The organism is Bacillus sp. EB106-07-01-XG149, assembly GCF_058791555.1.
Genome location: NZ_JBYTDP010000001.1, coordinates 533,042 through 545,584 on the forward strand (window position 1 = coordinate 533,042; position 12,543 = coordinate 545,584).

General features: G+C 30.2%; 8 protein-coding genes. 7 read left to right on the forward strand and 1 reads right to left on the reverse strand.

Annotated features, from left to right (window positions below):
• The first annotated feature begins 51 nt into the window (after nt 1-51).
• The 3 genes from AC3WTA_RS02810 to AC3WTA_RS02820 all read left to right on the forward strand — a co-directional run bounded on the left by AC3WTA_RS02810 (nt 52) and on the right by AC3WTA_RS02820 (nt 4,016).
• Entirely contained in the window at nt 52-1,041 is a 990-nt protein-coding gene (locus AC3WTA_RS02810; protein WP_000256376.1) for a LacI family DNA-binding transcriptional regulator, read from the forward strand.
• A 582-nt stretch (nt 1,042-1,623) separates the two neighbouring features.
• Entirely contained in the window at nt 1,624-2,193 is a 570-nt protein-coding gene (locus AC3WTA_RS02815) for a hypothetical protein (RefSeq protein ID WP_000782799.1), read from the forward strand.
• 407 nt (nt 2,194-2,600) lie between these two features.
• A complete protein-coding gene (locus tag AC3WTA_RS02820) occupies nt 2,601-4,016 on the forward strand; it encodes a phosphatidylinositol-specific phospholipase C (protein WP_098656187.1) in 1,416 nt (471 codons plus the stop codon).
• A 175-nt stretch (nt 4,017-4,191) separates the two neighbouring features.
• On the opposite strand, the gene AC3WTA_RS02825 is transcribed toward AC3WTA_RS02820, so the two are convergent.
• Nucleotides 4,192-5,568, reverse strand: coding sequence for a lytic polysaccharide monooxygenase (locus AC3WTA_RS02825; RefSeq protein WP_001049446.1), 1,377 nt, complete (start codon nt 5,566-5,568; stop codon nt 4,192-4,194).
• A gap of 1,318 nt (nt 5,569-6,886) precedes the next feature.
• On the opposite strand from AC3WTA_RS02825, the gene AC3WTA_RS02830 reads away from it, so the two are divergent.
• The 4 genes from AC3WTA_RS02830 (at nt 6,887) to AC3WTA_RS02845 (ending at nt 12,512) form a co-directional block, all read left to right on the forward strand.
• Entirely contained in the window at nt 6,887-7,930 is a 1,044-nt protein-coding gene (locus tag AC3WTA_RS02830; RefSeq protein ID WP_001204204.1) for a Fic family protein, read from the forward strand.
• Nucleotides 7,931-8,789: 859 nt separating this feature from the next.
• Entirely contained in the window at nt 8,790-10,298 is a 1,509-nt protein-coding gene (locus tag AC3WTA_RS02835) for a spore germination protein (RefSeq protein WP_000055696.1), read from the forward strand.
• On the forward strand, nt 10,285-11,388 hold the full coding sequence (locus AC3WTA_RS02840; RefSeq protein ID WP_000527380.1) for a GerAB/ArcD/ProY family transporter: 1,104 nt from the start codon (nt 10,285-10,287) through the stop codon (nt 11,386-11,388). Before AC3WTA_RS02835 ends, AC3WTA_RS02840 begins: the two co-directional genes overlap by 14 nt.
• On the forward strand, nt 11,385-12,512 hold the full coding sequence (locus AC3WTA_RS02845; protein ID WP_000619585.1) for a Ger(x)C family spore germination protein: 1,128 nt from the start codon (nt 11,385-11,387) through the stop codon (nt 12,510-12,512). The genes AC3WTA_RS02840 and AC3WTA_RS02845 overlap by 4 nt, the downstream gene beginning before the upstream one ends.
• Nucleotides 12,513-12,543: the final 31 nt, after the last annotated feature.

A 12,543-nucleotide genomic window follows, 5' to 3' on the forward strand; every position in this document is an offset into this window, starting at 1 on the left:
ATTTTATGTTATCGATTACATGTCAACATATTTTTTACGGAGGGTTTCTCTATGGTAACAATTAATGAAATAGCTAAATTATGTAATGTATCAAATGCTACGGTTTCAAGAGTTCTAAATAATCATCCTTATGTAAATTCAGAAAAACGTGAGAAAATAATAAAAGTAATGCAAGAATTCAACTATACTCCTAGTTCTATTGCAAGGAATCTTAGGATAAATAAGACACAAACCATTGCACTATCAATTCCCAATATAGATCATCCCTTTTTCGGAAAATTAGCTAGAGAAATTTCTAAAGAATTATTAAAGCATAATTACAAATTGCTAATTTATCAGACTTTTTATGAGAAAAAAATTGAACTTGAATTACTTTCCTTACTAAAGAATAAAGCTGTAGATGGTGTAATTCTCGCATCCCTAGAAAATAGTTGGGAAAATATAGAGCATTATTTAGCATATGGGCCCATAATACTTTGTAATGAGTATGAGGAAAATGCACCTATTCCGATAATTTGTTACGATGAATTTGAAGCTGGATACAAAGCTGTTAAACATTTAATAAGCAAAGGTCATAAAAAAATTGGCTTTTGTTTTGATTCTCTTAATAGTCAAGCACAATTAAAACGCCAACAAGGTTATCTGCATGCCTTAAAAGAAAAACAATTACCATTCAATAAAAAATGGCTATTTGGAGATGCAATTACTATTAATGATGGGTTTAGAATTTTTGAGAAGCTAGATAAATTAAAAGATAAACCTACTGCATTATTTACAGGAAATGATCAAGTTGCTGCTGGAGTCATTAAAGGAGCTACTATTAAAGGGTATTCTATTCCAACTGACTTAGCTGTTTGTGGTTATGATAATCAATTAATTTGTACAGTTACAACCCCAACAATTAGTACTATTGATATTCCAATTGTTAAACTGAGTAAACGAACCGTTAACGAGATACTACTATATATAAATACAGATGAATCTATTAAACGTAAAATTATTGAATATCCTACTAACTTAATTATTCGTGAATCTACATAATTAAAATAAAAGTTTCTGCTTAAATTTATCTAATATATAAAAAGAGGACGTAAATAATAATGCGTCCTCTTTTTATATCAAATTAAAATGATCCATTAAAATGCTTTTCACGAAGTCAGATAGATAATGTTTTTAAGAAAGTTAAGAACTTACATATTAGCTGTTACAATAGGTGGATCACATAATTCACACCTATTACAAGCATTACATATCACTCATATACTGTTACCTTTTTTAGATATATATAATGATTAAAAATTGTGAAATTTTATAGCATTATGTAAGACATTTAATATCAAATATATTACATTCACTATGAAATTAGTTTGTTTATAGGATTTCTATAGATAAACAAGGTACTAAATTGACTCTTAAGAAGTCATTACTATTACATTTATCTAAAAATTGAAAAAACATGTGTAGATAGATATCATCTTAAATACATATATAATTAATTTTAATTCTCTGACATAATTCCACATAATTCTTAAACCAGTTTTTTGTGCATTATTAAATAAAATATTGCACAATGTCAGTCTTTAAAAGATTATATATCAAAACTTTAAGAGAGGAAGAAAAACTATGAAGATGAAAAGAAAAATCATGATGACAACAGCACTTGCAGCTACATTAGCTACAGGTGCACTACCAACTACATCAGTGTTTGCTGCAGAAAAAGAGGCTCCTATCCAACAAAAAGAGGCTCAAATGGGTATTCAACCATTAGCACAAAATAATTTAGAAACAGCTGTTAATGCTGCCTTAAATGGTCCAGAAATCAAAAAAATAAAAGTATTTGAGCATGAATTTAACGTAAAAGAAATAGAAGTAGTAAATCTAGGTGGAGGAAAAAAATATGTTAAGGGACAAATTTCTCATCATTTAAGTTTCCGTCCAGATGATCAATTTTATTATGAGTTTACTGTGCAAGATGGAAAAGTAGTAGATAAGCCTGTATTTAATATTGATAGAGGTGGTTGGACACCATTTGCTGCTCCACTTTTATCAATTCTTGCTGCGTATAATGGAATTCCAGTTAATCCAAATGATTTAAATACACTTGGTCAGCAGATTGGTAAAGTTATAGATGGAAGCTGGGAACATGCAGCCCAATCTATCGCAACTGTAGTTAGTCTAAGTTTTAATGAGTAAAATGTTTTAATTTTTATTAGCATTGTAGGGACCACTTTTCCTAAATAGCCTTGTTATAAGAAATTCCTGAAACAGCTATAAATAGATTTTTACCGCTCACTCACATTATCTTAATTTGTTAACCACCTTATCATTCATAATATGTCACAAAATAGAAGTCTTTTTAAGGCTTCTGTTTTGTTTGTATACAATACAGCAAAAAGATTATTTTTACCTATCTATGCTTCAATTTTTTAAAAATCCGTTTGGCTATTAGATATAAATTATTACAATAAACTAATAATATCTTAAGTTAGCTCACTACCTCTTTTTAATTACAAAAATTCATTACATTAGGAATAACAAACAATAAATATAGTAAAAAACCATCTTATTATAGCTATTGTTTAAAAGTCAGGAGAGATATAATGAACAAAATAAAAATGAAAAATTTCTTTAAAATTAGTATCCTCACTTATTTTACACTAGCAATTTTAAGTGCACCATCTACTATTTTAGCTGATAGTCATCCAGGTTATTCTTATGAACCCAATATAGGATATCAGAATCCATCATGGATGTCAGAAGTAGCTGATTTAACAAAATTAAGTGAAATATCTATTCCAGGAACTCATGGTACAATGGCTTTACATGGAGCAAGTTTTCTTGATGAAAATTTGACAAGAAATCAAACTATGAGTCTACCCCAACAATTAAATTCTGGAATTCGATATGTAGATATGCGCGTTAAACGTGTAAAGGATTCTTTTGCAATGTACCATGGCATTGTAAATCAAAAAGCAGTGTTTGAAGATGTATTAAAAGACGCAATTCAATTTTTAAAAGATTATCCGACAGAAACAATTTTAATGCGCTTAAAAGAAGAAACTACACCTGAAAGTGGATCTCCATCATTTGAGGAGATATTTTTAAAATATAAAAACGTTAATGCTTCATATTTTTGGGATCCTAATTCCGTACCAACTATAGACAAAAACAACCCTACTTTAGGAGATATCCGAGGTAAAATTGTAGTCTTACAAAACTTTACATCCTCTCAATTGTACGGTATTGATTACGATAGTTTGAATATACAAGATAAATTTGAAATTGGAAGCGGACCAAACGAAATATATGAAAAATGGAATGCGATAAAAATTCATCTACAAAGTGCAAATACTAACTTTAATAATGGAAAAATATATCTTAACCATTTTAGTGGTACGGGTGGTGCAGCCGCATTTTTAAATAATGTATATCCTTGGTTTGTTGCCAGCGGAAAAGAGAATAGAAATACTGATAGTAACCCTAATTTAATTCAAACGAATTCCACTAATGCGTGGGGTGATTTTCCCCGCGATAGAAATGGGCAAGTGTATTATGGTGGGATGAATACACTTGGGACCGAACTCTTACAACAAGGTGGAATTAGACATTCTGGTATTATCGCAGCTGATTTTCCTGGACCAGGTTTAATTGATAGTATCATTAAATTAAATGGTGTACATTCAAATGAAAAAGAGATATTAATTTCGCAAATTCCATCCGAATCTAGCCCTTTATCCGGACAAAAAAATCGATCCAGTCAAAACTTTAAAATTGATAGTTTACCTGTAGGTACCAAAGAATTAAAATGGGTTATTGAACCTTCAGAAAAAGATCATCCTTCTACTATCTCTTTCAATGTAATGATTGATGTTTCCCTAGGTACCGATTCTATTCGTTGGAAAAATATTTCACATGGATCTAGGACTGAAGCTTACACAAATGCTAAATATTATATCGCAAGTCCCATTGGTGCCACTAACAAATTCACTGTGAAAATATACGCTATTACAAATTAGAAAATAAAAAATCCCAATGGAATACCATTGGGATTTTTTGTTAATTTCATTTCGTAAACATTAGATGGGGATTAAATTTATTAGTACATCATTTAGACCATTAGAGAATTTATTTTTCGAACACCCTTTATTTTCAAAGAAAAACCCAAAAATGTTAACTACATTTTCCTGATTATCATTTATTCAAAACTGCCTTCCAAAGCGATAGAGCAAAAATCCAATTTGTGTCACCATTGCCTTGATAATCTTGAACTGCTTCATACACTTTTCCCTCATGTACTACTCTATCACCTTTAGTATATGCTTTTCTCGCATCCCATTTTTCATATGTGGAATCCTCTGCCTTTGTTGTTACACTCAAAACATCACTTCTACTAGATTCATTTCCAGCTAAATCATCCGCCGTTACTACATATTTATACGATGTATTAGCCTTCAATTCTTTATCCATAAAGGATGTATTAGCCGTTGTCCCAATTTTATTCATAACTCCAGCGCTTTCTCTATATACAGTATAATGGTCTACACCTACATTATCTTCAGACGGACTCCACATCAAATCAACAGTTGTCGCTGTTGTACTCATACTATGTAATCCTTTCGGTTGAGTCGGAGCCTCTATATCTGGGGTTTCATTTGTTGTCTTAACTTTTAGTTTTTCACTTTCTTTTGATATGTTTCCAGCAGAGTCTAATGCCTTTATTGTATAGGTATATTCCGTATTTGCTTTTAGCTTTTTATCAATAAATGTTGTACCTGGTACCGTATCAATTAATTCTCCATTGCGTAACACTTGATACTCTTTTACACCTATATTATCCGTAGAGGCCTTCCATGTTAGTGTAACACTATTGGCAACAACTTTAGACGCATTTAATCCAGTTGGTTGACTTGGAGCTACTGTATCGGGAGTTTCATTATTTACTAGATTTACATCAATTACATTATAAAACGCATTTGACGTATCTGCTACATCCCATACAGCTAAAATAACATGATAACCATTGCGATCAGTTGGTACATTAATTGTATGTGTTAAATTATTTGATGCGGCCGAAACGTCATGTTTCACAGTTCCAATTGGTTCTAAGTCAGCACGTGTTAATGGCTTATTAGGATCCCATCCCTTTTTTGTAATGTAATAATGCCATTTACTTGTAGAATGTGCAGCTGTATATTTCCATGTAAATGTATTTGCTCCACCCATAATCGTATTTTTAAACCAGCGATTTGATGTTTGTTGGTCAAGAATCCCTCCAAATAGTCCTCCTGCCGAAGCGATTTTCCCATCAATCGGTCCACCATCTGGGAATCCTTTAGGTGCTTCTAGGCTTTGAGGCTCGTACATTATATTTCCACAATTTAAATTCAATGCTCCATAATTCTGACTACATAAAGTAGCACGACTGCTTGGCTTTTCAACAAATCCATGTGCATACGCACTTTGAGGAATCATTGTAATAGCCGTCATCCCTGCAACTAAAACACAAGCACCAATTCCTTTTTTACTTTTTCTTAATCTTTCAAATTTAGATGTAAATTTCAAATTCATTCTTGTCCCCCCAATATATTATTGTTATCGCTAATATAATAGCAATATAAAGATAAACGAACAAATTACTAGTAAATATACTAATATCACTCATACATTGTTATATTTATTATTATTTTTAATCTCATATAAAAATAAAATAAATACAATAACTCTATTTTGTAACATTATGTATTAATAGAGGAATGAAAACCTCACTTAATTTCACAAAAAATTCAAATATTAATTTAAGGAATTATACCTTATTTAGAAAAAATACACTTTTAAAGTAAAAAAGTCTGGAAGGAACTCATAATATCAGTTTCTTCTAGACTTCACATTTCTATTATATAACTTGCAAATAAGTCATTTCCAAAGCTAGATTCACACATATTTTCTAAACCTTAAAAAACACAATAAATAATTTACTTATATTCACATGGTGAATGTACACAAATCCTTTTAATCTTATATTTATTCCTATAAGATACCATAAAATATCCAACTTAACTTTATAGTACTGGTGAATAGTCATCTTCTACCCTGTAAATCCTTATTTTAAACAAATCATCTATAGATTGATAATGTAAAAGAAAGGAATTGAAAATCCAATTTCCTCCATAACATTCCATCAATTTATTATATTATTTTTACCTAATAAGGTACAGGAACAAACAAAAAACTTCAGTGTGCTTGCAATTATTAATAAATATAAACGTTTTTAGGGTGAAACGTTTAAAGGGTACTTTACTGAATTGTTATTAACTGCTCCTGTACCTAGTATTTAAATTAACTTATGTCAATATATTTTACAATACAAGTGTTAAACGTTACATATTTCTATATTTAATGATACATTTCATCAATATAGCCCCCTAATCTTTAGGCTAAATATAGAAATTTAGGCTCGTTAGGATTTAATTGTGGAATTCTCATCATTGCAAATGAATAGATTAGGCACATAACTGTCACAAATTAATCACTTATCTATTTTTTCAACTGTGAAAATTTTATTACCACTTCAATATTTACTCTTAAACTAAAACACATTTATACCTACAATTAATTTATTATCTTTCAAAAGAGTCGATAGTTTTATATTTTTTATTTTTTTATTGTACATTTGTACATTTGATGTTAGGATTATGCCTATTAAAATTGAATCCTAACGATTCTTCTTTATAATTTCTATATTTTAAATACCAAATAAAAATATAGATTCTGAAACACGATCAAAATCAGAATAAAAATGTCGTTATTTTACAATGATGTCGTGGAATACCTTTAGAATGGAAAGATACATGCAACAACGTGTTAAGGGGTTACAGGGGGAACAAAAATGAGAGACTTTTTTGATGATAAGTATAAAAATATTGAATTAAAAAGGAGGTTAATAAATTTAATAAGTGACATTAGCGAGTTCAAAGGAAAATTAGCTGCTTATCAGGAACAAAACCCTGACATATTTAATAATTTAGAAAAAACTATACCACTACATTACATAAAAAATTTCACAACTATTTATGAAGATGTAAAAGTTCCTAATAAAAGATTAAAAGAGCTTATTTTAGATGATATAGTACCTCAAAATATTTCAGAAGATGCTATTTTTTGTTATTATCAAACACTTTCTTTTGTACATAAAAACTCCTGTACTTTATTAATTAATCCAGCAACTATACAGGAATTACATTTTCAACTAATACATTACCTTACCTCTGACAGTGCCAAATGGCGTGAAAAACCTTTTATTATTCCAGGTATTCCCGAGCATGGAATGCACTTGAATAGTTACCGCATTCTTCCACATGAACTTATTCCGCAGTTTATGGAGCAATTATGTGATCAATACAACTCATTAAATACTAGTAAGGGACTACATTCGCTTTTATTAATAGCTCGTTTTATATTAAATTTTTATTGCATTGTCCCTTTCAATCAAGGTAATAACAGGCTAGCATTTATGTTAATGCAATTACTGTTAATTAAGAGTGGACATACATTTGTAAAACATGTATGTTTGGATAAATATATTAAGAAAAATGAATCTGATTATTACAATTCGATTTATAAATCTTCCGTGAATTGGTACTGCGAGGAACATAATAGTAGCTTTTGGTTAAAAACGTTTTTAACAATTATTTTAGAGGCTTACAAAGATCTTCATAACACAGTTCTAGATTCTATATGTAAACATACTAAAGTTGAGAGAATTCAGGATTTTATACTTAAACAAAAACACCCCTTTACTAAGGAGAGTATTCGTAGCACTTATCCAGACATTGCAGAGAGTACAATCAGTAAGGCTTTAAATTCCTTGCAATTATTTGGGCATATTAAGCTAGTTACAAAAGGAAGAAACGCAAAGTGGACTAAAGTTTGACCATACTTTTATAACTCTTACAGTTCAAAAATTCAATTATAACGTTATCAATTGTTTCCATGATTTTGGGATCAAATTCATGGAATGTCATTTTAATTTTAAGCTATTATTACTACTTTAGTTATTTCTAATTCCTACACAACAATTTATAGGAAAAGGTACGTTTCCTTCCACCTTTTCCTATAAAAATATTAGATATTAACACAGAAAGATTGTCGAAAAAAGTCGTATTTTACTATTTTTTCTTTATTTTCTGGTTGTAAACGTTTTAATTTCATGTTACCATCTTAATCAAACAATAGAGGGTAATAAAAATGAAAGTATTTCTTTCCCTTAGGAACATATAAACGTACGGTAACATCAAGTAAATAAGGCCAAAGAAATATTTGATACCTTCCAAAATAAACAATAGGAATTTTGCACTTTAATTTTTTCTTTCAATTTAGAAAAATACATTTTGTCCCTAAACAAAAATTGTTAGCATGCAAAGTTCAAATACACTAGAACACCCAAATAAATGTAATTTCTTTTTAATCGATCATTAAAATATGAAAAAAGTATTCTTCCTACAAAATTCAGCTGATTAACTTAAAGACATCTAAATTACTATCTTAATTTCCCTCTATTGTTGACAACATATTTACCAACTATGAAAAAGAGCCTTACAAGGGTTCTTTTTTGTTATAATCATTCAAATTTCAATTCTATCTTGATACTTAGATTTCCACACAAATTTCCTCTACTTTTTTACTCTCAATTATTAATTTCCATTCCAAATTTGTTTAAATTTATGAATAAAATTCCATCATATAAAAATAATAAATACAACTAATTGTTATATATTAAAGAGGTGTCAATTTTGTCCTTAAATGAAGAGACCTTAGAAACTAAAACAGATAAAAACATTGAAAAGATCCAAACAAGTAACTTAGAAGAGCTTAAAAATACATTAGATAATATCTTTGATATTAGTGCAGATTTAATCGAACATCCTTTGCAATTAAAAACAAACACGAATATTTTACTATATTATTTTGAAGGCCTTACAGATGGTGTCGCTTTAAAAGGCAATGTTGTTACACCATTATTACAAAAAGTAAATGAGGACAGCCAAATATTTAATTCTAATATTATTGCTACTCATACCAAAATAGTTTATACATGGAATGAAATTAAAGAAGGATTACTTGAAGGTCAATGTGTTCTATTTATGGAAGGAGAAAAGCGGTCACTTCTAATAAATACAAAAGGCTGGGCAGAAAGAGCAATTCAAGAACCAATTTCAGAAGTTACTATTAAAGGCTCACATGATGGATTTATTGAGAATGCCACAAAAAATATAGGCTTAATTCGTCGATATCTTCCTTCTACAGAGTTAAAAATCAAAAAGCTGACGATTGGAGAACGAGCAACTTCATTAGTCTTTTTAATTTACTTAGGTGATGTAGCAAACGCAGATGTTGTCCAAGAAATAGAAACTAGAATCTGTAAAATTAAAACGGATGCGATATTAAGCATTGGAGAACTATCTAATTATACAAAAGATCAAAATTGGACTCCTTTTCCACAGGCTTATTTAAGCGAACGCCCAGATGCCATTTCAAATCATTTACTTGATGGGAAAGTAGCAGTGTTAATGGATAGATCCCCTGGTGCAATGATTGTTCCAATGAATTTAATTGGATTTTTTCAAACTCCAGATGATTATAATATTCATTGGCTCATTGCATCTTTTTTTCGCCTATTACGATTTGCAGGATTTATTATAGCTATTTTTTTACCGGCATTTTATATTGCTATAGTCTCTTTTCACTTTGAAATCATTCCTATAGATTTATACACTTCTATTGCAACGTCAAGAGTCAAAGTCCCTTTCTCTCCCTTATTGGAAGCTTTTATAATGGAAATCACACTAGAAATGCTACGTGAAGCTGGTATTCGCTTACCACAACCCATTGGACAAACTATAGGAATTGTTGGAGGGATTGTAATTGGACAGGCTGCTGTTCAAGCTGGTCTTGTGAGTAACGTTATGGTTATTATCGTATCTATTACAGCCATTGCATCATTTATTGTTTCTAATTATGATTTATCAAGTTCTATACGCCTTATTCGTTTTCCAATGATGTTATTGGCATACTTTTATGGGATTGTAGGTATTGTTAGTGGATTAATGCTCTTATTCGCTCATTTTGTTTCACTAACTTCCTATGGTTCACCATACGGATTGCCAATCGCGCCATTTCGGCTCAAAGAATTAAAAGATTCTTTTGTAAGATTTCCTATTTCTATGATTACCACCCGCTCGAGTACAGGACAGCCGAAACAAAAAAAGAAAAAAGAAGGTGGTTCGCATGGGGAATCTTAAATTTCAAAACCTAACTTTATTCGAATTTATTATTTTCATTCATTCACTGCAACTAGCATCAGGTATGTTAATTATGCCAAGTCCACTTGCTACTACAGCTGGCACAGATGGCTGGATTTCCATCATTCTTGGATGGATAGTTACTTCTATAATCGGCGTATTTATTATATTAATGTTACAAAAAAATCCTAACAAAAATTTCTCACAAATCTTAAAAAGATATTTTGGTAAATGGATAGGGACAATTCTTTTTCTTTTATATGCCTTTTATCTATTTTTTGCTGGCTTTAATACTTTATTAAAGGCAACTGATATTGTAAAAGTGTGGATATTCCCTTCCACTCCTGCTTATCAAATCACCATATTATTACTATTACCTTTTATTATTTTAGCCCTGAGTGGGTTAAGGGCTCTTACTAGTTATTCTATGCTTGTTTTCTTCTTCACTACTTGGATGCCACTATTTCTTCTTTTTTCACTAAAGACTAACTACAACCCTTTACACCTACTACCTATTTTTAAAGATGGATTATACCCTATTGTAAAGGCAACAAAAGAAACCATTACTCCTTATGCTGGCTTAGAAATTGCATATTATATATACCCGTTCTTACAAAGAAAACAAAAAGCCATAAAAGGACTACTAATTGCGAATACTGGAACTATGTTTTTCTATCTATATGTGACTATTCTTTCTTATATATACTTTAGTCCGGAGGGGATAAAAGACGTAATCTGGCCAGTATTTCATCTGTTAAAAGGGGTTCGTTTTTCATTCATGGAACGATTAGAAATTATATATATCGCTTACTATTTAATTGTATTTTCCACTACGATATATCCGTATTTATTTTTCAGTTTTGAATCTGTGACCATTTCACTTCAAAAAAACACCCGCAATTGGGCGCTGCTTGCTTTTATGTTATTTATAGTTGGCATATTTATTTTCCTAAATCCCGATGTGGATCAATATTTGTTTATATATTCTCTTATGGATATCTTAAATGTCGTTTTCTTTATTCTATTACCAATCTTATTTTTCTCTTACAGTATTCTTTTTACTTGGATTATTAGGAGGAAGCAACTTTGATTCGAAAATGTATATGGATTGTAACTTGTTGTGTATATATAATTGGTTGTAGTCAGAGAATTCCTCTTGAGAAGGTTTCATTAATCCTGTTAATTGGCTTGGATAAAACCCCTAATGGAGACATAAAAGTTGGAACAAGCATACCACTCTTTCATCATAAACAGCAAAAAAGTACTATAGAACATTGGACACATGCATCAACTGTATATACTGGATTCAGTAAGATAGATACGAAATTAACGGGCTATATGACAGCTTCCAAAGCTGAAATCATTTTAATTGGGAAAAAATTAGCGCAAGAAGCAAATTGGTTGCAGGAGCTTGATTCGTCATACCGTGATCCTTACGCTACCATTAATACTAAAGTAGTACTTGTAGATGGACCTACAGAAGAAATTTTTAAAATTCATAAGCCTAGTAAACCATCACTTTCATCTTATATAAATGGTGTAATCGAATCCTCAATTCAAAATAACCAATCCGTCTCTTCTACAATTCAACAATTAATGAGAGAACAAAATGAAGAAGGAATGACGCAAGCTGTTCCAATTATCAAAAAAACAAAGAATGAAATCGACACAGTAGGAATTGCATTTTTAAATCGAAAAGGGAAATATTTAACTCATATCCCTAAAAAAGATGTTAAATTTTTCAATCTTATTAATAAGCCAAAAAGTAACGGCCGAATGATACTACACCTTGCGCTTCCTCCTAAAAAGTCCAACAAAAAAACAAACACCTCTATCTTCGTACAGAACGCGACAAGGAAAGTAGATGTTGATTTTCAAAACGGAAAGTTTATATTTAATTTCAATATATATGCTAATGTAGCTTTAATAGAAAAAACCAATGCGAATTTAATTAAGGGGCACTATGATAATAAAACAAATATAAATAATTTAAAAAGTGCTATTCAAAAAGAAATTAATAATAATTTACAAAATATGTTGAATAAAATACAGCAGAATAAAATTGATCCAATTGGATTATCCCTATATGCTAGAGCTTTTCAATATAAAGAATGGAAAAAAGTAAAAGGAGATTGGTTGCAAGCGTTAGCAGAGGCTAAAATAAATGTAAAGACACACGTCAAAATAAAAGATACTGGGACCATTAGAAATTAGTCTTAGATTTAATAGCATTTCTCAAAGGAAT

What these genes read in the sequence shown, in the direction of transcription:
- AC3WTA_RS02830 (WP_001204204.1), top strand. Translation starts at nt 6,887, where the DNA reads ATGAGAGACTTTTTTGATGATAAGTATAAAAATATTGAATTAAAAAGG.
- AC3WTA_RS02825 (WP_001049446.1), bottom strand. Translation starts at nt 5,568, where the DNA reads ATGAATTTGAAATTTACATCTAAATTTGAAAGATTAAGAAAAAGTAAA.
- AC3WTA_RS02815 (WP_000782799.1), top strand. Translation starts at nt 1,624, where the DNA reads ATGAAGATGAAAAGAAAAATCATGATGACAACAGCACTTGCAGCTACA.
- AC3WTA_RS02820 (WP_098656187.1), top strand. Translation starts at nt 2,601, where the DNA reads ATGAACAAAATAAAAATGAAAAATTTCTTTAAAATTAGTATCCTCACT.
- AC3WTA_RS02840 (WP_000527380.1), top strand. Translation starts at nt 10,285, where the DNA reads ATGGGGAATCTTAAATTTCAAAACCTAACTTTATTCGAATTTATTATT.
- AC3WTA_RS02810 (WP_000256376.1), top strand. Translation starts at nt 52, where the DNA reads ATGGTAACAATTAATGAAATAGCTAAATTATGTAATGTATCAAATGCT.